Source organism: Amycolatopsis sp. CA-128772 (genome assembly GCF_002904295.1).
Taxonomy (GTDB): domain Bacteria; phylum Actinomycetota; class Actinomycetes; order Mycobacteriales; family Pseudonocardiaceae; genus Amycolatopsis.
The window spans coordinates 82,117-104,892 of sequence record NZ_PPHG01000074.1 but is presented as its reverse complement, the minus strand read 5'-3'; the positions used below and the strand labels follow the sequence as shown (position 1 = coordinate 104,892).

Sequence of the window (22,776 nt, the reverse complement as noted above, 5' to 3'; positions counted from 1 at the left end):
CCTAGCCGGCCAGCGTGTCCGGCGTCTGCGGTGCGTCGGAGTCGCGGAAGGCGCGCAGCGCCAGCGGCCCGTCGAAGATGTCGCGCATGCCGGACACCCCGGACAGCATCCGCGCGAAGTCGATCTTGCGCGGCCGGAGGCGCTTCGGGTCGATGCTCTGCTGCGCCGCCTCGAAGTAGTCCTCTTTGGACTTCGTGCGGTCGTAGAAGAACCGGACGAACTCCAGCAGCGAGTTGAGGAACTCGCGGTAGTTGCGCTCGTAGCGCTCGTACAGCGCCGTCTCCTCGTTCGGGTTGTGCAGCGCGAGGTTGGCCGTCTCGAACAGGCCGAGCGAGCCGCGCAGGGTCAGGCCGACGCCGGTGGACAGCAGCGGGTCGATGAACGCGGCCGCGTCGCCGACCAGGGCCCAGCCGGGACCGTAGAACTTCTTGCAGGTGTAGGACCAGTCCTTGATCGTGCGGAAGCCGCTGACCCGGGTGGCCGGCGCGGTCAGCGAGGTGATCTCGTCGGCCGCGGCCAGCTCGCTCGCGTGCAGCTCCTCCAGCGTCTTGCCGGACGCCTTGAACGCTTCGATCGGGGTCACGTAGCCGACGCTGACCGTGCTGTCCGAAAGCGGGATGAACCAGAACCAGCCGTTGGGGCGGTTCTCGGTGAGCGTGTCGCCCCACCGCGTGCCGCTGTAGCGGTTGCAGCCCTGGAAGTACGCCCAGACCGCGAGGTTGCGCAGGTCGCTGTGGTACTCGATGAGGTCCAGCTTGCGCGCCAGCAGGTGCTGCTGGCCGGAGGCGTCGACGACGAGCTTCGAGTTGACGGTGGTCGGCTCCGCGTCGCTCTTGCGCAGGTAGCGCACGCCGACGGCGCGGTCGCCCTCGAAGAGCACGTCCTGGACGCTGGCCTCCTCGACGACCAGCGCGCCGAGCTCACGGGCGCGGGCCAGCAGGACCGAGTCGAAGTCCGCCCGGCGGACCTGGAAGGTGTACTCGTACTCCGACGCCTCGGTGAACCGGAAGTCCCAGGCGCCCTGGTTGCGGCCCCACAGCAGGGTGCCGCCGTACTTGCGGACGTACCCCATCCGGTCCAGCTTGTCGCGCAGGCCGAGCGCCTCGATCGTCGGCATCGAGCCGGTGATGAGCGACTCACCGATGTGGTAGCGGGGGAACTTCTCCTTTTCCAGCACGAGCACCTTGTGGCCCTGCTGGGCCAGCAGCCCGGCCGTCGCCGAACCGCCCGGACCGCCACCGATGACGACGACGTCGAAGTCTTCCTTGCGAGTCATGGTCGTGCTTCCTCCGTTGGTCGCTTCGGGTGCTCAGTCGCCGTTCCGGTGACGCTGCGTCTCGACGGCTTCGTACAGGGACTTGATGTTCGAGCTGCCGAACGTGCTCGCGCCCGCCCGCTCGATGATCTCCAGGAAGATCGTGTTCCGCGGGTGCACCGACTTCGCGAAGATCTGGTACAGCTGGCCGTCGTGGTCCTCGTCGAGCAGGATGTTCAGCACGCGGAGCTCGTCGACGGTGTGCCGGTCCGGCTGCACGCGCTCGGCCAGCAGCGTGTAGTAGGCGTCCGGAGTGGACAGCAGCTCGACGCCGTGGGCGCCCAGTTGCCCGACCGTGTCGAGGATGTCGTCGGTGCGCAGCGCCATGTGCTGCACGCCCGGGCCGCCGTGGTCCTTGAGGAACTCGTCGACGTGCCCGGACTCCATCGAGGCGTCGGACTCGATCAGGGTCAGCGTGACCGCGCGCGACTTGCTCTGCACGACCTTGATGAACATCGCCTGGTCGCCGGTCTCGATGCGCTCGGCGAGGGTGAGGTCGAAGTCCAGCGCCTGCCGGTAGAACTCGACGGTCTCGTCGAGCCGGCCCGGCTCCACGACGACCGCGAAGTGGTCGACGACGAGCAGGCCGGTGCCGGTACCGGGCGCCTCGGCGGGCGCCGCGACCAGGTCGTACACCTCGTGCGCGGCGGAGCCGTCCGGGCGCTGCACGAAGGTGTGCGTCACGTCGCCGAAGCCGATGATCGTCGCGGTCACCACGCCGTCGCGCTCGACCGGCGGCGCGACCGGGCGGGCCCCGCCGCGGACCGCCGCTTCGAACGCGGCCGCCGCGTCGGGCACCCGCAGGCCGATGCCGGCCACGCCGTCGCCGTGGCGCTCGACGTAGGCGGCCACCGGGTGGTCCTGCGCGACCGGCTGGGTCAGCACCAGGTCGATGCCGCCCTGGCCGACCACGACCGAGCGGACCGGCCCCGGCTCGTCACCCGAAGTCGCGCGGACCGCGCAGCCGTACCCGTCCACGAGCCACTTGATGGTTCGTTCGATGTCCTCGACGTAGAACTCGACATGATCAATGGTCACGTTTTCGGATGCTCGCGCTCGCGACATCGTCACCCAACCTCCAAAGGAGCCGCCACCGACGGGGAAAGCCTGAAGACCGTCAGTCATCGACAGTGACAGCCGGGCCCACGCGGGGGCATCTCTCCGATTGCCGGGACCCCAGCGCACGCGGGAAGACGCCGCCGGAGCGGGCCGCCGGAATGCTGGGTCGGACATGCTGCCCGACGGGAGAATTCCGTGAGCGAACTGAACTGGACACCGCCCGAGGTCGCTGAGTTCTACGACGGCTCGAGCCCGATGGCCGACAAGTACTACTTCGGCTACCAGCACCTGGGTTACTGGTACGACGAAACCGACGACGCCACGCTGGAGGACGCCACCAAGCGCCTGACCGGCAAGATCGTCGACACCCTCGGCCTGCGCCGCGGCGAGCACCTGCTGGACGCCGGGTGCGGGCTGGGTGCGCCGGCCATCCACATCGCGAGCGAGTACGGCGCCCGCGTCACCGGCATCACCATCAGCCCGGTCGAAGCCGCCCGCGCCGAGGCGCGGGCGCAGGAGAGCGGCGTCGCGGACCTCGTCGGGTTCGAGGTCGCCGACTACCACTCGCTGCCGCACGCCGAGAACCACTTCGACGCCGTGGTCGCGATCGAGTCGCTCTTCAACGCCTTCGACCTGGACAAGGCGCTGCTGGAGTTCCACCGGGTGCTGCGGCCCGGCGGCCGCGTCGCCTTCTCGGAAATGATCAAGACGACTTCGGCCTCGCAGGCGAAGAAGCCGTTCCCGCAGGCGCGCGAGCCGATGACGGCCGACGCCTGGGCCCAGGCGTTCGAGACCGCGGGTTTCGTCGTCGAAGAGCAGGTCCGGTGCGGCCGCCGGGTGTACGTCAACAGCGGTAAGCGCTACCTCAACCGGCACGACGAGGTCAGCGGCCTGCTCGCCGGCGAGTTCGGCGAAGAGATCACCGCGGACATCCGGAAGGGCATGCAGACCGCCTTCCACCTCGGCCCGGAAGACGTGGACTACCTGATCCTCTGCGCCAGGAAGCCCTGACCGGACCCACGGCCCCGGTGCGGGGCAGCACGGCGGTGCTCCACGGACGGCCGGGTGGCGGACGCCACCCGGCCGTTACCGCTGTCCGCCGTACGGCATGACGACTCGAAACCCACTGGATCTTCGTTTTTCGTAGAAGAACCGGGTGGATCAACAGCATTTCGGAGGACGTCCACGAGATCTCGCGAATGCGACGATCAGGACGAAAGATGCGGGAAGGAACACCACGCCATGACAGCCGCCAGGAGCCTGCCGACCGAAGGTCACCCGTCGCCGCCCGAACCGGGCCTGACGGCCGAGGAGGTCGTCGCCCGCGCCGCCCGCATCGCGGACCGCCTCGCCGGCCGGCAGCAGGAGACGGAAGAGCGCGGGTACTACGGGCTCGACACCCACAACGAACTCCTCGAGGCCGGCTTCTACCGCCTCCTGGTGCCGAAGCGCTACGGCGGCTACGAATTCGGGCTCGACACCTACGTGCGGGTGGTGTCCGAACTCGCCCGCGGCTGCGCGTCCACGGCGTGGATGTACACCTTCGGCCACTCGCACGCCCACACCGCCGCCACGCTGTTCGGCGAGCAGGCGCAGGACGAGCTGTTCGCCGGCGGCGACTTCATCTCCCCGGCCACCATCGGGCCGGTCGGGATCGCCGAGCCGGCCGAGGACGGCGGCTGGGTCGTCGACGGCGTCCACCGCTACAGCTCCGGCTCGCCGTACGCCACGCACTTCATCGGCCACACCCTCTTCTTCCACGCCGAAGGCGAGCCGCCCGCGCCGCTGCTCTTCGCCGTGCCCCGCGACCAGTGGGAGCGGCTGGACGACTGGCAGGGACAGCTGGGCCTGAAGGGCAGCGGCTCCCACAGCGTCAAGCTCGACAAGGTGCACGTCCCCGCCCACCGCGCGCTGCCCGGCACGCACATGGGCATGACGTCGGTCGTGGACGGCACCGCCGGGCTCGAACTGCACGGCAACCCGCTGTACGGCGGCGGCGTGCTGAGCATGATCCAGTTCCAGGTCGGCGCGCTGGCGGTCGGCATGGCCACCGCGGCCCTCGACGAGTACGCCCGGCTGATGCGGGAACGCACCACGATCTACCCGCCGATCGTCCCGCGCTCCGAAGACCCCGACTTCCAGCTCCACTACGGCGAAGCGGCCGGCCGGATCGCCGCCGCGCGGGCCGCGCTCTCGGACGCGGTCCGCCAGTGGCACGAGACCACGGAACGCGGGTCCGCCGCGTTCACCCGTGACGTGGACGTGCGGCTGTCGCTGATCAGCCACGAAGCCGTCCGGCTGTCCTGGAGCGCGGTGTCGGAGAACCTCTTCCCGACCGCCGGTTCGAGCGCCGTGCGGGCGGGCGAGCGGATCGAGCGGATCTGGCGGGACATCTCGACGTTGCACAGCCACGCCGGGGTGAGCCTGTTCCTGGCCAAGGTGGCCCGGCGCGAACTGGCCGCGCTGGACACCGGCGAGGCGCACTGACGCCGGCCCGGCCGGATCGCCCCTGAACGTCCCGTCGACGCCGAGACCCCCCACGCAAAACAGGTCCCAACGCCGAAGCCCCCGGAGGCCGCGATGAACACAGAACGCCCCTTCACCTTGGACCCCACGGGCCGGGACATCCACGCCGAAGCCGACCACCTGCGGCGGCTGGGCCCCACGACCCGGGTGCAGCTGCCCGGTGGCGTGCTGGCCTGGTCGATCAACAGCTACGAGGTCAGCAAGAAGCTGCTGGGCGACCCGAACGTCAGCAAGAGCGCCCGCCGGCACTGGCCGGCCTTCGCCAACGGCGAGGTCGCGCCCGACTGGGAGATGATCAGCTGGGTGGCGATGGACAACATCTCCACCACCTTCGGCAAGGACCACCGCCGGCTGCGCAGGCTGACCAGCAAGGCGTTCAACGCCCGCCGTCCGGAGGAGGTGCGGCCCCGGGCGCAGGCGATGATCGACGACCTGCTCGACCGCATCGAGGCCGCCGAAGCCGCGGGTGAGGTGGTCGACCTGAAGACGTCGTTCGCCTACCCGCTGCCCGGCATGCTGGTGGCCGAGCTGATCGGCATGTCGGACGAGGCCCGGGTGGCCGCGGCGAAGATGATCGACCTGATGGTCGCCACGAACGTGACCCCGGAGCAGGCCCAGGACACGCTGCTGGGCTGGCGCACCGCCATCGCGAACCTCATCGCGCAGAAGCGCGAGAACCCCGGCCCGGACATCACGAGCGACCTGATCGCCGCCCGGGACGAGGACGGCTCGCGGATGACCGAGCAGGAGATGACCGACACGGTCTTCGCCATCCTCGGCGCCGGCTCCGAGACCACGATCAACTTCATCGACAACGCGGTCACCGAGCTGCTCACCCACCCGGAGCAGCTGGAGCTGGTCAAGACCGGCCGCGTCTCGTGGGACGAGGTCATCGAAGAGGTGCTGCGGCTGCAGTCACCCCTGGCGAGCCTGCCCCTGCGGTTCGCGGTGGAGGACATCGAGCTGGACGGGGTGACCATCCCCAAGGGCGACCCGATCCTGGTCAACTACGCCGCGCTCGGCCGGGACCCGGCCCTGCACGGCGCGTCGGCCGCCACCTTCGACATCACCCGCGAGTCGAAGGAGCACCTGTCGTTCGGGCACGGGCCGCACTACTGCCTCGGCGCCGGCATCGCCCGGATGCTGGCCAAGGCGAGCCTGTCGGCGCTGTTCGAGCGCTTCCCCGACCTGACGCTCGCGGTCGACCCGAAGGACCTGGTGCCCTACCCCAGTTTCATCATGAACGGGCACCGGCACCTGCCCGTCCGGCTTTCGCAGGCACTCCCGGAGCTCCCCGCGGCGGCGTGACCTGACGGAAGGCGGCCGGTGGCCGGGTGTGTCCGCACACCCGGCCACCGGCCGTTTCGCGGGCTTTCCTCCGGGCTGCGGACTTCGCGCCGCGGTCTGTCGCGCCGCCGGGACGGTCGTTAGCTTGGGAGGTATGGCCTCCCCTGTCGACGACCTGCTGGCGGCGCTGCCCGCCGGGCGGGTGTTCACCGACCCGGACCTGCTCGCCGCCCACAGCCGTGACGAAGCGGACCTGTGCGACGCCGGCACCCCGCTCGCCCTGGTGCGTCCGCAGGACACCGCGGAGGTCGCCGCGGCCGTCCGGGTGGCCGCCGCGCACGGCATCCCGGTCGTCCCGCAGGGGGCGCGGACCGGGCTCGCCGGCGGGGCGAACGCGGTCGACGGCGCCCTGGTCGTTTCGCTCACCGGGCTGAACCGGATCCTCGAGATCGACCCCGGCGAGCGGATCGCCGTGGTGCAGCCGGGCGTGGTGAACGCCGAGCTGCGCCGGGCCGTCGCCAAGGAGGGGCTCGCCTACCCGCCGGACCCCGGCTCGTGGGAGTCGTCGACCGTCGGCGGCAACGTCTCGACCGACGCGGGCGGGATGTGCTGCGTCAAGTACGGCGTCACCGGCGAATACGTGCTGGGCCTGGAGGTCGTGCTCGCCGACGGGGAGATCCTGCGCTGCGGCCGCCGCACGGTGAAGGGGGTCGCGGGCTACGACCTGACGCGGCTGTTCGTCGGCGCGGAGGGCACGCTCGGCATCATCACCGAGATCACCGTCCGGCTGCGTCCCGAGGCCGAGCCGGCCCTGACCCTGGTGGCCGTGTACCCGGACGTGGCGGCCGCCGGCCGGGCGGTGTCCGCGGTGACCGCCGCCGGTCACGTGCCGAGCATGCTGGAGCTGCTCGACCGCACGCACCTGCGCGCGATCGAGGCGTACCGGCCGATGGGCCTGGACACCGGGGCCGCGGCGATGCTGCTGATCGCGGCGGACACCGGCGAGCGCGCCGCGGCGGACCTCGAGCGGATCGCCGCGTGCTGCCGGGAAGCCGGCGCGAGCGAGCTGTACGTCGCCGGGGACGCGGCCGAGGCCGAGGCGCTGACCGCGGCCCGCCGGCTCGCCCACCCGGCGATGGAAAACCTGGCGCGGGAGGCGTTCCCCGGCGGCCGGGGCGGGCTGGTGGTCGACGACGTCGCCGTGCCGCGGTCGCGGATCGTGGACCTGGTCGCCGGCGTCGAGGAGATCGCCGCCCGGCACGACGTGCTGGTGGGTGTGGTCGGGCACGCCGGGGACGGCAACCTGCACCCGGTGATCGTGGTCGACCGGGCCGATCCGTCCAGTGTGGACCGGGGCCGGGTGGTGTTCGACGAGATCATGCGGCTGGGCCTCGCTCTCGGCGGCACCTGCACCGGCGAACACGGCGTCGGCCTGCTCAAGCGGAACTGGCTGGCGCACGAGCTCGGCCCGGTCGGCGTGCGGGTCCACCGGGCCCTCAAGGCCGCGCTCGACCCGGCCGGGATCCTCAACCCGGGCAAGGTGGTCGCGCCGGGCTGAGGAGCAACCGAGGAGACGGCGGCGGCCGGCTCCCCTTGGGAGCATCCAGGGAGCGGATCTTCGGACGGAGGCGGCGATGGCGTTCGACGGCGGCCCGGTGGCGGTGCTCGCCGGCACCCCGTACGACTCCGGCCTCGGGGCCGCGTTGCTGCAGGCGCAAGGGGTTCCCGCGGCCGCGTACGCCATGGCGGCGTCGCCCGACGAGCAGGACGCGTTGCAGTACAAGGACCCCGGCGCGTTGTCGGCCGCGTTCCACGACCGGCTCGCCGGGCTGCGGGCGCAGGGGACGCCACTGGCGATGCTGTTCTGCAACTCGCTGGCCTCGGTGGTGGACCACGACGACACCGCGATCCCCGTCGTCTCGCCGGTCACCGTCTACCGGGAACACCTGCCGGTCCTGGGCTCTTCGCTGGCGGTCACCGGGAACGCGAACGCCGCCCTCGGCGTCGAGCGGACGGTCCGGCTGGCCAACCCGGACCACCGGGTGCTGGGGATCTCCGACCCCGCGCTCGTCCGCGGCATCGAGGCCGGCGACCCGGAAGCGGCGTTCGCGGCCTCGCACCTGCCGGACACCCTGCGCCTGGCCGAACGCCTCGGCCTGGAGGCGGTCGTCCTGGCCTGCACGCACTTCACGTCCATCCTGCCGTTCGTGACCGCCGCCTGCGACCTGCCGGTCGTCGACGTCGGCACCCGGCTCGTCGAGCTGACCCGGCGGGCCGCCGGATTGGGGAACCATGACTGACCTGTCCCGCGCCGACCTGCACGTCTCGGTCTCCGACCCGGTGGCGACGTCGATGAACTTCCTCAACGAGGTCGCCGGCCGGTACCCGGACGCGATCTCGCTCGCCGCCGGCCGGCCGTACGACGGCTTCTACTCGGTGACCGACATCGCCCGGTACCAGCAGTCCTATGTGGACCACCTGCGGGCCGGCGGGCTCGACGAAGCGGCCGTGCGCCGGCTGCTGCTGCAGTACGGGCGCACCAACGGCCAGCTCGGCGCGCTGATCGCCCGGATGCTGGAGGTCGACGAGGGCATCGTGGTGCCGCCGGCGGCGGTGATGGTCACCTCGGGCTGCCAGGAGGCCATGGTCGTCGTGCTGCGTTCGCTGTGCGCGGGCCCGGACGACGTCGTGCTCGTGGCCGATCCCTGCTACGTCGGGCTGACCGGCGCGGCGCGGATCCTCGGGGTCGAGGTGGTGCCGGTGCCCGAGGGCCCCGGCGGCCTCGACCCGCGGACCGTCGCCGACGTCGCCCAGCGCGTCCGCGCGTCCGGCAAGCGGCCGCGGGCGCTCTACCTGGTGCCGAACTTCTCCAACCCGTCCGGGGTTTCGCTGCCCGTGCCGACCCGCCGCCTGCTGCTCGACACGGCCGCCGAGCAGGACCTGCTGCTGCTCGAAGACGACCCGTACGGGCTGTTCGGGCTGGACGACGAGCCGCGCCCGACGCTGAAGTCGCTCGACACCGACGGGCGCGTGCTCTACCTCGGCTCGTTCGCCAAGTCGGTGTTCCCCGGCGCGCGCGTGGGTTTCCTCGTCGCCGACCAGGCCGTGGTCGACGAGCAGGGCCGGCGCACCCTGCTGGCCGAGGAGATGTCGGCCGTGAAGAGCATGCTGACCGTCAACACCTCGCCGATCGCGCAGGCGGTCATCGGCGGGGTGCTCGTCGAGTCGGGCGGCAGCCTGCGCGCGGCCAACCGGGACAAGATCGCGTTCTACCGGACGAACCTGCGGACCCTGCTCGCCGCGCTGGAGGAGCACTTCCCGGGCGCCGGCCGCGGGGTGCGCTGGAACGTGCCGAGCGGCGGCTTCTTCGCCGTCGTCGACGTGCCGTTCCGCGCCGACGAGAAACTCCTCGAGCTCTCGGCGGAGCAGTTCGGCGTGCTGTGGACGCCGATGAGCTTCTTCTACGCCGACGGCGGCCACCACGCGCTCCGGCTGTCGTGCAGCTACCTGGAGGCGGCCGAGATCGCGGAGGGCGTGCGGCGGCTGTCCCGGCTGGTCGCCGAACACGCCTGAGGGCGGGTGCGCGGCCGACCCACGCACCCGTCCCCTACTTGACGACGCGGTAGAGCATCCGGAAGGTTTCCGGTCCCTCCTTCGTGTGCAGGAGTTCGAGCTCCTGCTGGCCGCCGAGGTGGTCGAACAGCCGGATGCCCGAGCCGAGCAGCACCGGCACGACGTGCAGCCAGAGCTCGTCGACCAGGCCGGCCTTGAGGCACTGCTGGATGACGTCGGCGCCGCCCATCACCCCCACCGAGCGGCCGCCGGCGACCTCGGTCGCCTTGGCCATCGCGGTTTCGATGTCCCCGGAAACGAAGACGAACCGCGACCACTCACCGGACTTCACCTTTTCCGGGACGTCGTGCGACAGAATCACGTACGGCACCGGAACGGGCGGGTTCCCGCTCCACGCCCCGGACACCTCGTACGTCCGCCGCCCGGCGAAAATCGCCCCGAACTCGTTCTTCTCGAACAGTTCCCGCGCTTCGGCGGTGTATTCGTCGTCCGCCCCGATGCTCGTGAAAGCCCACCGGTGCAGGCGTTCCACGTCATCGTCCGGCGTGGCGATGAACCCGTCCAACGACACCGTGATGTCGACGATGACCTTTCCCAATATCCCGCTCCCTTTCGCCTGCAGTAATCGAAACGATCGGGGCGAGCATACCGTCCCCGGCCGGCGGCCCCGGTTCGATCGGGCACCTTCGGAGGTTCGGGAGGAATAGGGATGGGCGCAACTCCCAGCGTGCTTTTTTCCGGCCGTTTCAGAGCCCGTTGAGCCGCTCGACGAGCTCGTCGCGGTACTGCTGCACCGCCGGGAACTCGGGTTCGTCGCCGGTCGCCCGCTTCAACGCGCCTTCCAGGATCTTCAGCCCCTGGCGTTCGTCGCCGCGCGCATCCGCCTGCCTCGCGGCGTTCTCCATGGCTTTCGCGAGCTTGGTCCGCGCCTCGGGTTCCCTGGTGGCCTGGTGGATCCGGATCCAGTTGCCGCCCGGATCGACGACGGTGAACCCGGTGTACCGGTCGTTGCGCAGCCGCGGGCGGGTCATCCGCGGGATGCCGGAGACGAGCAGTTTCCCGTGCACGGAACGCATCCCCGCCGCGAAGGCCTCGAACAGCTCGCCGGTGTCCGCCACGATGACCAGGCACGTGCTGTACGACTGCGCCGGGTCGTAGCCGTCCATCCCGAAGAAGTGCAGGTTGATGTCGTCCCGGCGCACCGCGACGTGCGGGTTCGGCCGCGTCTGCCGGTAGGTGATCCCGAAGCCGAGCATCTCGTAGAACGGCGCGATCTCGTCGATCGACGGACAGGGCAGGAGCGGAATGGTCAGTTCGTTCGCCATCGCCCGAAGCTAACCCCGGACCCGCCGAAACGACACGGAGCTATTTGCTCGTGCGAACAGCACGACGGCCGCCTCGGTGCTCCTCGGAGGGCTCGGCAGCGGCTCCGGCTCAGGCGGCGTTCGGGCGGCGACCCTGCTCCGCCAGCGCCGTCAAATCCTCCGCCACCTCCGCCAGCGACGGCTGCCGCTCGATCTCCGCCGCGATGCCCGCCGCCGCCCGGCGGTACTCCGGCCGTCCCAGCAGCTCCGCGCAATGCTCCGCCACCGTCGCCGGGTCCGCCTCGCCCGGAGGCAGCTGCAGGCCCGCGCCCGCCGCCACCACCGCCGCCGCGTTGTCCAGCTGGTCGTCGAAGGCCGGCAGGACCAGCTGTGGGCGGCCCGCGCCCAGCGCCGTCAACGATGTGCCCTGGCCGCCGTGGTGAATGGCGACGTCGCACGCTCGCAGGACGTGGGACAGCGGGAGGCGGCCGACGTGCGTGGCCACCTCCGGCAGCGGGGGCCAGCCCGCCGCCACCTCGTCCTCCACCGCCACCACCACGTCCACCTCGAGGCGGGCGAGCTCGCGCAGCATCGCGATGACCACGCCCGACCCGCCGTCGAGGCCGAGGCGGGGCAGCACCGTGCCCAGGGTCAGGCCGATGCGCGGGCGGGTGCGCGGCTGCCACACCCAGGCGGGGACCCGGGCCTGGCCGTCGTAGGGCACGTTGCGCATCCGGCGCTGGGTGAGCGCGTGCGACCGGCGCATGCTGGGGGGCCACGGGTTCAGCACGGTGAGCGGCGGCGGCACCGACGGCAGGCCCAGGCCCGCCAGGTGCGGTGCGAGCTCGTCGCCGGCCGCGGCCCGGTACTCGTGCAGCAGCGGGATTCCCCACTGCAGTTCGGCCGAGGGCACGCCGAAGACCGACGCCGCCACCGGGCCAGCCGCCTCCGCGCGCTCGCTGAGCACCAGGTCCGGCCGCCAGGACTCCACTATGGACAACAGGCCCGGCAGGTTCTGCGCCGCGTTGCGGCCGAACACCCGCCCGTTGCCGTACCGCCGCTCGGCCAGCCGGCCGGGTTCGCCCTCGGCGGCGAACCCGGTGAAGTCCGCCGCCGGTCCACACGAAACGGACGGGAGGCCGGCCCGCAGCACCTCGGGGACGAAATCGTCGGCCACCGCCACCAGCACCTCGTGGCCGAGTCCGCGAAAAGCCCACGCGAGCGGCACGAGCGGGTAGAAATGGCCACACAGTGCCGCGGACGTGAACAGCACCCGCATGCGTTTCTCCCCCGTTTCCAGAACCGATTCACCCTGCTGCGGACGTTAGATCCAGGCAACTTGCGAGCTCGTCTCCGCGGCTGCGGAGTCGGCGCAACGGCGGAGATGCGAGGGGCCCGGCACGGCGCGATGGTCGGTGACGCGCAACCGGGCCCGCGCTCCTCGTCCGGACGCACTGCGCATTCCTGAAGGTGCCGCGAACGGGGTGTTTCCGCGAAGATGGTTCGCGCTCCGTCGCACGTGCGGCATCCGACGCGGACAATCGGCAGAGCAAGACGAGAGGACAGAAAAGTGACTGGCGCACAAGGTCCGCCTCTGGCAGGGCGGCGGGAATGGATCGGGCTGGCGATACTCGCCCTGCCCACCATGCTGACGATGCTCGACAACGGCGTGTTGTTCCTCGCGGTACCCCACCTGAGCGAAAGCCTGGGTGCGAGCAGCCTGGAACAGCTGTGGATCACCGACATCTACGGCTTCCTCATCGCCGGCTTCCTCGTCACCATGGGCACGTTGGGTGACCGGATCGGCCGGCGCCGGCTGCTCCTGATCGGGGCAGCGGCCTTCGGCCTGCTGTCGATCGTCGCGGCGTACTCGACGAGCCCGGAGATGCTGATCGTCGCCCGGGCCCTGATGGGTGTGGCGGGTGCGACGATCATGCCGTCGACACTCGCGTTGATCATGAACATGTTCCCGAACCCCAAGCAGATGGGCGCGGCGATCGGGATCTGGTCCACGGCCATGATGGCCGGGGTGGCCCTCGGCCCGGTGATCGGTGGCGCGCTGCTGAACTCCTTCTGGTGGGGCTCGGTCTTCCTGATCGGCGTGCCGGTCATGGTGCTGCTGCTGGCGGTCGGCCCGTTCCTGCTGCCGGAGTCGAAGAACCCGCACGCGGGCCGCGTGGACCTGTTCAGCGTCGCGCTGTCCCTGGCCGCGATCCTGCCGTTCATCTACGGCCTCAAGGAGCTGGCCCGCTCCGGCGCCGGCGCCGTGCAGATCATCGCGGTGGTCGTCGGCGTGGTCTTCGGCATCGTGTTCGTGCTGCGGCAGCGCAGCCTGGACCACCCGCTGCTGGACATCCGGCTGTTCGCCATCCCGGCGGTGAGCGGCTCGCTGATCCTCAGCGTCCTGGTCGCCTCGGTGCAGGGTGGCGCGGCCTTCCTGCTGACCCAGCACATGCAGCTGGTCGACGACCTGTCGCCGCTGGCGGCCGGGTTGTGGATGCTGGTGCCGTCCTTCGCGCTGATCATGGGCATCCAGGTGGTCACGGGCCTGTCGGCCAAGGTGCGCCCGGCCTTCCTGCTGATCGGCGGTGCCCTCGTTTCCGCCGTCGGCATGGTGGTGCTGACGCAGATCAGCGTGGGCGGGATCGGCACCCTGATCCTCGGGCTGAGCCTCGTGTTCCTCGGGGTGAGCCCGGTCGGCCCGCTGGTCAGCCAGCTGGTCATGCGGGCGGCCCCGCCGGAGCGCGCCGGCTCGGCGGCCTCCCTGGCCTCCACCGGTGGCGAGCTCGGGCTGGCCCTGGGCATCGCGGCCCTGGGCAGCCTCGCAACGGCCGTGTACCAGTCCAAGGTGAGCGTGCCCGCGAACGTACCGGCGGACGTCGCCGGCCCGGCGAGCGAAAGCATCGCCGGCGCGTTCATCGGGGCGGCGAAGCTCCCGGGCGACATCGCGAGCAGCCTGCTGACGACGGCTCGCGAGGCGTTCAACTCCTCGGTCTCGCTGGCCGCCACGGTCTGCGCGGTCGCCTTCGCGGCCCTGGCCGTGCTGACCTACGCAACGCTGCGCTCCCTCGCGCCCCTGGGCGCACCCGGCGGCCCGCCGCCGGAGGAGGAAGCCCCGGCCCCGGCCGGCCAGGAGGACGGCCAGGTGCCGACCACCGCGGTCTGACCCCCGCACAGCAAGACGACGAGTGGCCCCGCCCCCAGCGGGGCCACTCGTCGTTTCGCCGCGCGAAGGCACCAGCGGCACACCCCACAGCATCACCGGCGGCCGAAGCCCACAGCACCCGGCGGCCGAAGCCACAGCATCACCGGCGGCCGAAGCCCACAGCACCCCGGCGGCCGCAAGCCCACCCAGCCCCGAAGGGAACCCAGTCCCCCCGCAACCCCGATCCGAAGCCAGAACACGGCCGGCGGCACCTTGTCAAGGCACGCTTTCCCGCCTTGACAAGGTGCCGCCGGCCGTAGTCACAATCGGGCTTCGGGGTTGCAGCACGCCCATGGCTTCGGGCCCATGGGCTTCGAAGTTGCAGGCGCCCATGGCTTCAAAGTTACAGCGCGCCCATGGCTTCGGGGTTACAGCGCGCCCATGGCTTCGGCGTTGCGAGAAATAACGATCCCCGCCGGGATCGCATGAACGGAGTCGAGCGGCAAGGCCCCCGCGGAAGACCATGGACGCCAGGTGTGTCGCATCCGAAAGCGACGTAGCTAACCGACGGAGGAACCATGGCGGACAGTCGCAAGGTAACCATCTCTGAGGCCGACTATCTGCGGATCCTGGTCCACGGCACCTCCGCGTTCGAGGTGCTGCGCACCGCCCTCGAGTTCGAGCTCTTCGAGAAGCTGGACGCGGCGGGCGGCATGGACGTCGACGAGACGGCGGCCGCGCTCGGCGTCGAACGCCAGCCGGCCCGGATTCTGCTGCTGGGGCTCGCTTCCCTGCTGCTGCTGGAAAAGCAGGGCGACAAGTACGTCAACAGCAAGATGGTCGAGCGCAAGCTGCTGCGCGAGGGCGAGCGCTTCCTCGGCCCGCTCATCGACATCCAGGCGAAGATCATCAACGCCACCATGGTCGACTTCGCCGAGTCGATCCGGCAGAACACCAACGTCGGCCTGCGCCGGCTCGAAGGCCCCGGCGACACGCTCTACGAGCGCCTCACGGCGACCCCGGACCTGCAGAAGGTGTTCTACGACAACATGGGCGACGCGTCGCGGCGGGCGTTCGCGCAGATTCTGGAGAAGTACGACTTCTCCGGCATCCGCCACGCCATCGACCTCGCGGGCGGCGACGGCAGCAACTCCGTGGAGCTGGCCAAGCGCTACCCGGAGCTCGAGATCACGGTGATGGACCAGGAAAGCGTGACGCAGCTGGCCGCCGGCCGCATCGAGGACCCGGACGTCCGCAAGCGCGTGCACTTCCACGCCGGCGACATCCTCCACGACGCCTACCCCGAGGGCGCGGACGCGATCTTCGTGTTCCACATCTTCGAAATCTGGTCCCTGGAGCGCAACACCGAGCTGCTGCGCCGCTGCTACGACGCGCTGCCCGAGGGTGGCGTGTGCCTGGTCTACAACTGGGTCTGCAACGACGAGGGCACCGGGTCGATGGCGGCCGGGCTGGTCTCGCCGTACTTCCTCACGCTCGCCTCCGGCGAGGGCATGACCTACGCGCCCGCCGACATGGAGCGCGCCGCGCTCGACGCCGGCTTCGCGCGCGTCGACCTGCACCAGGACATGGGCTTCAGCCACGCCCTCGTCGTCGCGCACAAGGAAACCGCCGGCCAGGAGGGTCGATGACCGAGGGGCTCGAGCATTCCGGTGCAGGGCCGGAGCCGATCGCCGTGATCGGGCTGGCCTGCCGCTTCGCCGGCGGGGTCGACTCGCCGGCGAAGTTCTGGCGCCTGCTGCGCGAGGGTGCGGACACGATCGGCGAGGTCCCGGAGGAGCGCTGGGCCTGGTACGCGCGGCAGAGCGGCGCCCACGCGGCCGCCCTGCGCGACGTCACCCGGGCCGGCGCCTTCCTCGACGACATCAAGGGCTTCGACGCGGACTTCTTCGACCTCACCCCGCGTGAAGCCGCGTTGATGGACCCGCAGCAGCGGATCGTCCTGGAACTGGCCTGGGAGGCCCTGGAACACGCGGGCATCCCGCCGCGCTCGCTCGCCGGCACCGACACCGGCGTGTTCATGGGCGTCGGCGCCGACGACTACGGCCGCCGGCTGCTGGAGGACCTGCCGCGGATCGAGGCCTGGACCGGCATCGGCAGTTCGTACTGCGCGGTGGCCAACCGGGTCTCCTACGCGCTGGACCTGCGCGGCCCGAGCGCGGTGGTGGACACCGCGTGCTCGTCGTCACTGGTGTCCATCCACCTGGCGGCGCAGGCCCTGCGGGCCGGCGAGTGCCCGGTGGCGCTGGCCGGCGGCGTGCTGGTGATGGCCGCGCCCGGGCTTTCGCTCGTCCTGGACGCGGCCGGGGCCACCTCACCCGACGGCCGCTGCAAGTCCTTCGCCGCCGACGCCGACGGCTACGGCCGCGGCGAGGGCGGCGGGATGGTCGTGCTCAAGCGGCTGGCCGACGCCCGCCGCGACGGCGACCCCGTCCTCGCCGTGCTCCGCGGCAGCGCGGTGCACCAGGACGGCCGCACCAACGGCATCATGGCCCCGAGCGGCGACGCGCAGGCCCACCTGATGCGCCGCACCTACGAGGCCGCGGGCATCGACCCGGCGACCGTCGGCTACGTCGAGGCGCACGGCACCGGCACCCGCGCGGGCGACCCGCTCGAGGCCGCCGCGATGGCGTCGGTGTTCGGGAAGGGCCGCCCGGCCGAAGAGCCGTGCCTGATCGGCTCGGTCAAGCCCAACATCGGCCACCTGGAGGCCGGTGCGGGCGTCGCCGGTGTCATCAAGGCCGTGCTGGCCCTGCAGCACGCCGAGATCCCGCCGAGCCTCGGCTGCAGCACGCCCAACCCGGCCATCCCCTGGGACGAAGCCCGGCTGCGGGTGGTGACCGAGCCGACGCCGTTCCCGGTGCAGGCCGGCCCGCGCCGCGCCGGGGTCTCCGGGTACGGCTACGGCGGCACGATCGCGCACGTCATCCTCGAAGAGGCGGACGCGGCCGAAGCCCGGCCGTCCACAGAGGACACCGGGCCCGCGCTCTACCCGGTGTCCGGGGCCAGCGCCGAGGCGGTGCGGCAGAACGCGGGCCGGCTCGTCAGCTGGCTGACCGCGCACCGCGACACGAGCCTGGCCGACATCGGCCACACCCTGGCCGTGCGGCGCCCGCACCTGCCGCACCGGGCCGCGGTCTTCGCCGAGGACCGCACCGAGCTGATCAACCGGCTCGGCGAGCTGGCCGTCTCGGGACCGGAGCCGGTCGCCGGCCCGGCCGCCGGGACGGGGGCGGTCTGGGTGTTCTCGGGCCACGGTTCGCAGTGGGTCGGGATGGGCCGCGAGCTGATGGACACCGATCCGGACTTCGCCGCCGTGCTCGACCGGGTGGATCCGATCTTCGTCGCCGAGCTCGGGGTGTCGCCGAAGGCCGTCGTGCGATCGGACGCCCGGCAGCCGGTGGACGTCATCCAGCCGATGATCTTCGCGATGCAGGTGGCGCTGGCCGCGACCTGGCGCGCGCGGGGCCTGCGCCCGGCCGCGGTGCTCGGGCACTCGGTCGGCGAGATCGCCGCGGCGGTCACCGCCGGGGTGCTGACCCTCGACGAGGGGGCCCGGCTGGTCTGCCGGCGTTCGGCGCTGCTGCGCCGGGTCGCCGGGCAGGGCGGCATGGTGATGGTGGCGCTGCCGCCCGAGGAGGTGGAGCGCCGGCTGGCCGGCCGCACCGACCTCGCGGTCGCGGTCGCCTCGGCCACCACGTCGACCGTGGTGTCCGGGGACGTCACGGCGATCCAGGAGTTCACCGACCGGCTGCGTGCCGAAGGCACCGGCGGCCGGCTGGTCGACTCCGACGTCGCTTTCCACAGCGCACAGATGGACCCGCTGCTGGACGAGCTGGCCGCGGCCGCGGCCGACCTCGACCCGCGGCCGGCCACCGTCCCGCTCTACAGCACCGCGCTCGCCGACCCGCGCACGGACAGCACGCGCGACGGCACCTACTGGGCCGCCAACCTGCGCAACACGGTGCGGTTCGTCCAGGCGGTGACCGCCGCGCTGGAGGACGGCCACCGGCTGTTCCTGGAGGTGTCGCCGCACCCGGTCGTCGAGCACTCGATCAACGAGACCTTCGACGGGCTCGGGATCACGGACGGGTTCGTCACCCACACCCTGCGGCGGGCCAAGCCGGAGCGCGAGACCCTGCTGACCAACCTCGGCCTGCTGCACGCCCAGGGCGCCGACGTCGACTGGCGGGCCCTGTGGCCCGAAGGTACCGTCGCCGACCTGCCCACGACCGCGTGGCAGCACAAGCCCCACTGGGCCGAGGAGCCGGACGCGCCGACCGCGCTGGCCGAGCACCACGACCCGGCCGGGCACACACTGCTGGGCGGGCGGACCGTCGTGCGCGGCACCACGCCGGCGCACGTCTGGGCGACCCGGCTGGACCGCGAATCCCGGCCGTACCCCGGCAACCACCCGGTCCGCACCGTCGAGATCATCCCGGCCGCCGTGCTGCTGAACACCTTCGCCACCGCGGCGGCGGCGGTCGGCCCGCGGGCGGACCTGGCCGAGGTCGCCCTGCGCGTCCCGGTCAGCGTCACCAGCACGCGGGACCTGCAGGTGGTGCTGCAGGACGGGACGATCCGGCTGTCGAGCCGGCTGAGCGGGCGCGCGGCGCCCGGCGGGGACGGCGCCGAGCAGGGCTGGGCCACCCACACCACGGCCACCCTCGAACCGCGGACCGACCCGGCGGCCGGGCCGGCCGGGGACGCCGCCACCACCGAGGAGCTGCCCGCCGGGTTCGTGATCGAACGGCTGGCCTCGCTCGGGGTCGCCGCCATGGGGTTCCCGTGGGTCGTGGAACGGCTCCACCGCGGCGAGGGCACGCTCGTGGCCGCCGTCCGCGCCGATCCCGACCCGGGCACCCGGCCGGACACCTGGGCCTCGGTCCTCGACGCGGCGCTGTCGACCGCGTCGGTCGTGTTCACCGGGGAGCCGATCCTGCGCATGCCCGCGCACATCACGCGGGTTTCGCTGGCCGACACGCCACCCGCGCAGGCCACGATCACCGTGCGGCAGACCGGCGAGCTCACCGTGGACGTCGAGATCGCCGACGCCGACGGTGCGGTGGCCGGCCGGCTGGCCGGGCTGCGCTACGGCGTCCTGGACGGTGCCCCGGCGGGTGACGCCGGCACCGGGGTCGCCCCGCACAAGCTGGTCCACCCGATCGGCTGGGTGCCCCTGGAGGGTGTCGAACCCCGGCCGCGGCGCGCCGCGGTCCTGGTCGGACCGGACAGCGCGCTGATCGGCCGGCTCACCGAGCGGCTGGCCGGCGCGGAGGTGTCCTTCCGCGTCGTCGGCGGCCCGGAGGAGCTGACCGAGGCCGAGCTGACCGGCGGGTACGACATCCTGGTCGTGCCGGGCCGGGCCCGGCCGGCGACGATCGCCTCGGCGGCCGCCGAGGCCTCGTGGCTGCTCTCGGCCACGGCCCAGCGGCTGACCTCGGCGCAGGCCCGGCTCTGGTGCGTCACGCAGGGCGTGCGGTCCGGAGTGGACGAAGCCGCGCTCGCGCACGCGTCGGCGTGGGGCATCGGCCGGATCGTCGGCGGCGAGCACCCGGAGATCTGGGGCGGGGTCGTCGACGTCGGCAACTCCCCCGAGGACGTCCCGGCCCTGCTCGACGTGCTGACGACGGCCCGCGGCGAGGACGTCGTGGCGATCCGGGACGGCGAACCGCTGGTCCCCCGGCTGCTCCCGCTCGACGGGGAGCCGGCCGGCCGGGCGCGCGGCTGCCAGCCGGACGGCACCTACCTCGTCACCGGCGGGCTGGGCGTGCTCGGCCTGCGGGTCGCGCAGTGGCTGGCCGACCGGGGCGCGCGGCGGATCGTGCTCGCCGGCCGCCACGGGCTGCCGCCGCGCGACACCTGGGACAGCGTCACGGATCCCGCGGAGAAGGCGAAGCTCGACGCCGTGCGCTCGCTGGAGCGGCTCGGCGTCACCGTGGTCCCGGTCGCGGTCGACATCGCCGACCACGACGAGGCCGCCCGGCTGCTCGCTCCCGCCGCGCTCGGGCTGCCGCCCGTGCGGGGGGTGGTGCACGCGGCCGGTGTGCTGGACAACCGCGAACTCCGCACGCTCGACGAGGAGTCGCTGCGCACGGTGCTGCGGCCCAAGGTCGACGGCGGGCTCACGCTGCACCGGCTGTACCCGCCGGGGAGCGTGGACTTCTTCGCGCTGTTCTCCTCCAGCGGCTACCTGCTCGGCCTGCCCGGGCAGGCCAGCTACGCGGCGGCCAACGCGTTCCTCGACGGGCTCGCCGCGCACCGGCGCGCCGCCGGGGACACCGGGACGACCAGCTTCGGCTGGACGTCGTGGCGCGGGCTCGGCATGTCGACCTCCTCGGAGATCATCGACGTCGAACTGGCCGCCCGCGGCACCGCGGACATCGCCGTGGCCGACGCGTTCGCCGCGTGGGAGCTGATCGAGCGGCACGAACTCGGCTACGCGGCCGTGCTGCGCACGGTCCCGCTGGGTCCGGGTGACCGCCGGCTGCCGCTGCTTTCGGTGCTGCCGGAGGACACCTCGGGTCAGGACGGCGAGGCGGAGCACGACGAGCCGTGGGCCGGGCTGACCGGGCCGGAGCTGACCGCGGTGCTCACCGCGGAGATCCGCGACCAGGTGTCGGCGGAGACGAAGCTGCCGGCCGCCGAGGTGGACCCCCGACGGCCGCTGGTCGAGATGGGTCTCGACTCGGTGATGACGGTCCGGATCCGCCGCGGCCTCGAGCGGCGGTTCGGGCTGCAGCTGCCGTCGACGCTGTTCTGGGACCGGCCGACCGTCGAGGCCGTGGCCGAGCTGCTCACCGAGCGGCTCGACCCGGCGGAACTGGAGCAGGCGGCGTGAGCGAACCCCGTCCGGGCACCGGGATCGACGAAGGCGTCGTGCCGTGGCCCGCCGACCTGGCGCACGCCTACCGGGCGGCCGGCTGCTGGCGCGGCCGGCCACTGGGCTCCTCCCTGTGGGAGTGGGCGGAGCGCCGGCCCGGCCGGGTCGCGGTGGTGGACGGCGACGTCCGGCTCACCTACCGCGACCTGGCCGAGCACGCCGACGGCCTGGCCACCGGGCTCGCCGCGAGCGGGCTCGCCCGCGGCGACACGGTGCTCGTGCAGCTGCCGAACCAGTGGGAGTTCGTGGTCGTCACGCTCGCCTGCTTCCGGCTCGGCGTGGTGCCGGTGATGATGCTGCCACCGCACCGCGAGCACGAGCTCGCCTCGATCGGCGCGCACGTGCGGGCGAAGGCGATCGTCGTCCCGGACACCTGGAAGGGTTACGACCACCAGGACCTCGCCGAGCGGGTGGCGGCCACGCTGCCCGGCCCGGTGCGGGTGCTGGTGGTCGGCGACGAGGTGCGGGCGGGTCACGTCGACGTGCGGGGCCTGATCAAGCAGTCCGGCGACCCGGTCGCCCGGCGGCAGTGGCTGGACGAGCACGCGCCGTCCGGTTCCGACGTGGCCGTGTTCCTGCTCTCGGGCGGGACGACGGGCACGCCCAAGGTGATCGCCCGCACGCACGACGACTACGAGTACAACATCCGCCGGTGCGCGGCGGCGTGCGGGTTCACCCCCGAAACGGTGTACCTGGCGGTGCTCCCGGCCGGGCACAATTTCCCGCTGGCCAACCCGGGCATCCTGGGCGCGCTGTACGCGGGCGGCCGGGCGGTCCTGCTGCCTTCGCCGCGGCCGGAGTCGGTGTTCGAGGCGGTCGAGGCGGAGGGCGTCACGGACACCTCGGCGGTCCCGGCGGTCGCGCTCAGGTGGATCGAGGCGGCCGCGGCGAACACCCGCGACCTGAGCAGCCTGCAGCACCTGCACGTGGGCGGTTCGGTGCTGGCGCCGGAGGTGGCGGCCCGCATCGGGCCGGCCCTGGGCTGCGGGCTGCAGCAGGTGTACGGAATGGCGGAGGGCCTGGTCTGCTACACGGCCCCGGGCGCACCCGACGAGGAGGCGCACGGCACGCAGGGCAAGCCGATCAGCCCGTTCGACGAGCTGCTGCTGGTCGGCCCGGACGGCGAGCCGGTGGCCCCGGGCGAGGTGGGCGAGCTGCTCACCCGCGGGCCATACACGCCCCGAGGCTACTTCGGGGTCCCGGAGGTGAACCGCGAGGTGTTCACCCCGGACGGCTGGTTCCGCACGGGCGACCTGGTCCGCATCACCCCGGAGGGCAACCTCGTGGTGTGCGGCCGGGTGAAGGACCTGATCAACCGCGGCGGCGAGAAGATCTCGGCGGCCGAGGTGGAGCTCCTGGCCCAGGAGCTCCCCGCGGTGGCGGAAGCGGCGGCGGTGCCGATGCCGGACCCGGAGCTGGGCGAGCGGGTGTGCCTGTTCGTCCGCCTGCACCCCGGGTTCGCGCTGACGCTGGAGGAGCTGTGTGCGGCCTTGACGGCCCGCGGGCTGGCGGCGTTCAAGCTCCCGGAGCGCCTGGAGGTACTGGCCGCGTTCCGCCACACGGCGGTGGGCAAGGCGGACAAGAAGGTGCTGCGGGAGCTGCTTTAGTTCTCTCGCAACAAGTCGGGGCCCGGCGTGCGCGCCGGGCCCCGGTTTTGTCGCCTGAC

At 72.4% G+C, this 22,776-nt stretch carries 15 protein-coding genes; 10 read left to right on the top strand and 5 right to left on the bottom strand.

Annotation, left to right across the window (positions count from 1 at the left end; translation table 11 throughout):
• Position 1: 1 nt before the first annotated feature.
• Together C2L59_RS28570 and hppD are read right to left on the bottom strand one after the other, a co-directional pair.
• A complete protein-coding gene (locus C2L59_RS28570) occupies positions 2-1,276 on the bottom strand; it encodes an NAD(P)/FAD-dependent oxidoreductase (RefSeq protein WP_103352619.1) in 1,275 nt (424 codons plus the stop codon).
• Between the two features lie 33 nt (positions 1,277-1,309).
• Positions 1,310-2,353 (bottom strand): 4-hydroxyphenylpyruvate dioxygenase, encoded by a 1,044-nt coding sequence (hppD, locus tag C2L59_RS28565; protein WP_233223747.1) that lies wholly within the window; start codon positions 2,351-2,353, stop codon positions 1,310-1,312.
• A 216-nt stretch (positions 2,354-2,569) separates the two neighbouring features.
• On the opposite strand from hppD, the gene C2L59_RS28560 reads away from it, so the two are divergent.
• From C2L59_RS28560 to C2L59_RS28535, 6 genes are all read left to right on the top strand, one after another.
• Positions 2,570-3,385 (top strand): cyclopropane-fatty-acyl-phospholipid synthase family protein, encoded by an 816-nt coding sequence (locus tag C2L59_RS28560; RefSeq protein WP_103352617.1) that lies wholly within the window; start codon positions 2,570-2,572, stop codon positions 3,383-3,385.
• A 231-nt stretch (positions 3,386-3,616) separates the two neighbouring features.
• Positions 3,617-4,861, top strand: coding sequence for an acyl-CoA dehydrogenase family protein (locus tag C2L59_RS28555; RefSeq protein ID WP_103352616.1), 1,245 nt, complete (start codon positions 3,617-3,619; stop codon positions 4,859-4,861).
• Positions 4,862-4,954: 93 nt separating this feature from the next.
• The gene (locus C2L59_RS28550; RefSeq protein ID WP_103352615.1) at positions 4,955-6,208 is read left to right on the top strand and encodes a cytochrome P450; all 1,254 of its coding nucleotides are present in this window, start codon (positions 4,955-4,957) and stop codon (positions 6,206-6,208) included.
• 133 nt (positions 6,209-6,341) lie between these two features.
• Entirely contained in the window at positions 6,342-7,745 is a 1,404-nt protein-coding gene (locus tag C2L59_RS28545; protein ID WP_103352614.1) for an FAD-binding oxidoreductase, read from the top strand.
• Positions 7,746-7,821: 76 nt separating this feature from the next.
• Positions 7,822-8,487 (top strand): glutamate racemase, encoded by a 666-nt coding sequence (locus C2L59_RS28540; protein WP_103352613.1) that lies wholly within the window; start codon positions 7,822-7,824, stop codon positions 8,485-8,487.
• Positions 8,480-9,760: a PLP-dependent aminotransferase family protein gene (locus C2L59_RS28535; RefSeq protein WP_103352612.1), complete on the top strand. Its 1,281-nt coding sequence runs from the start codon at positions 8,480-8,482 to the stop codon at positions 9,758-9,760. The genes C2L59_RS28540 and C2L59_RS28535 overlap by 8 nt, the downstream gene beginning before the upstream one ends.
• Before the next feature lie 34 nt (positions 9,761-9,794).
• On the opposite strand, the gene C2L59_RS28530 is transcribed toward C2L59_RS28535, so the two are convergent.
• From C2L59_RS28530 to C2L59_RS50120, 3 genes are all read right to left on the bottom strand, one after another.
• Positions 9,795-10,358 carry a dihydrofolate reductase family protein gene (locus C2L59_RS28530; protein WP_158263118.1) on the bottom strand — a complete coding sequence of 188 codons (564 nt, stop codon included), beginning with the start codon at positions 10,356-10,358 and terminating at the stop codon, positions 9,795-9,797.
• Between the two features lie 148 nt (positions 10,359-10,506).
• Positions 10,507-11,085: a hypothetical protein gene (locus tag C2L59_RS28525; RefSeq protein ID WP_103352610.1), complete on the bottom strand. Its 579-nt coding sequence runs from the start codon at positions 11,083-11,085 to the stop codon at positions 10,507-10,509.
• Positions 11,086-11,194: 109 nt separating this feature from the next.
• Entirely contained in the window at positions 11,195-12,343 is a 1,149-nt protein-coding gene (locus tag C2L59_RS50120; protein WP_103352609.1) for a nucleotide disphospho-sugar-binding domain-containing protein, read from the bottom strand.
• Between the two features lie 366 nt (positions 12,344-12,709).
• On the opposite strand from C2L59_RS50120, the gene C2L59_RS28515 reads away from it, so the two are divergent.
• From C2L59_RS28515 to C2L59_RS28500, 4 genes are all read left to right on the top strand, one after another.
• Positions 12,710-14,230, top strand: coding sequence for an MFS transporter (locus C2L59_RS28515; protein WP_233223746.1), 1,521 nt, complete (start codon positions 12,710-12,712; stop codon positions 14,228-14,230).
• Positions 14,231-14,787: 557 nt separating this feature from the next.
• Positions 14,788-15,858, top strand: coding sequence for a methyltransferase (locus tag C2L59_RS28510; protein WP_103352607.1), 1,071 nt, complete (start codon positions 14,788-14,790; stop codon positions 15,856-15,858).
• A complete protein-coding gene (locus C2L59_RS28505; protein ID WP_103352606.1) occupies positions 15,855-21,068 on the top strand; it encodes a type I polyketide synthase in 5,214 nt (1,737 codons plus the stop codon). Before C2L59_RS28510 ends, C2L59_RS28505 begins: the two co-directional genes overlap by 4 nt.
• The gene (locus C2L59_RS28500; RefSeq protein WP_233223745.1) at positions 21,065-22,717 is read left to right on the top strand and encodes a (2,3-dihydroxybenzoyl)adenylate synthase; all 1,653 of its coding nucleotides are present in this window, start codon (positions 21,065-21,067) and stop codon (positions 22,715-22,717) included. Before C2L59_RS28505 ends, C2L59_RS28500 begins: the two co-directional genes overlap by 4 nt.
• Positions 22,718-22,776: the final 59 nt, after the last annotated feature.

What these genes read in the sequence shown, in the direction of transcription:
- C2L59_RS28505 (WP_103352606.1), top strand. Translation starts at nt 15,855, where the DNA reads ATGACCGAGGGGCTCGAGCATTCCGGTGCAGGGCCGGAGCCGATCGCC.
- C2L59_RS50120 (WP_103352609.1), bottom strand. Translation starts at nt 12,343, where the DNA reads ATGCGGGTGCTGTTCACGTCCGCGGCACTGTGTGGCCATTTCTACCCG.
- C2L59_RS28515 (WP_233223746.1), top strand. Translation starts at nt 12,710, where the DNA reads ATGCTGACGATGCTCGACAACGGCGTGTTGTTCCTCGCGGTACCCCAC.
- C2L59_RS28540 (WP_103352613.1), top strand. Translation starts at nt 7,822, where the DNA reads ATGGCGTTCGACGGCGGCCCGGTGGCGGTGCTCGCCGGCACCCCGTAC.
- C2L59_RS28535 (WP_103352612.1), top strand. Translation starts at nt 8,480, where the DNA reads ATGACTGACCTGTCCCGCGCCGACCTGCACGTCTCGGTCTCCGACCCG.
- C2L59_RS28525 (WP_103352610.1), bottom strand. Translation starts at nt 11,085, where the DNA reads ATGGCGAACGAACTGACCATTCCGCTCCTGCCCTGTCCGTCGATCGAC.
- C2L59_RS28550 (WP_103352615.1), top strand. Translation starts at nt 4,955, where the DNA reads ATGAACACAGAACGCCCCTTCACCTTGGACCCCACGGGCCGGGACATC.
- C2L59_RS28555 (WP_103352616.1), top strand. Translation starts at nt 3,617, where the DNA reads ATGACAGCCGCCAGGAGCCTGCCGACCGAAGGTCACCCGTCGCCGCCC.
- C2L59_RS28570 (WP_103352619.1), bottom strand. Translation starts at nt 1,276, where the DNA reads ATGACTCGCAAGGAAGACTTCGACGTCGTCGTCATCGGTGGCGGTCCG.
- C2L59_RS28510 (WP_103352607.1), top strand. Translation starts at nt 14,788, where the DNA reads ATGGCGGACAGTCGCAAGGTAACCATCTCTGAGGCCGACTATCTGCGG.
- C2L59_RS28545 (WP_103352614.1), top strand. Translation starts at nt 6,342, where the DNA reads ATGGCCTCCCCTGTCGACGACCTGCTGGCGGCGCTGCCCGCCGGGCGG.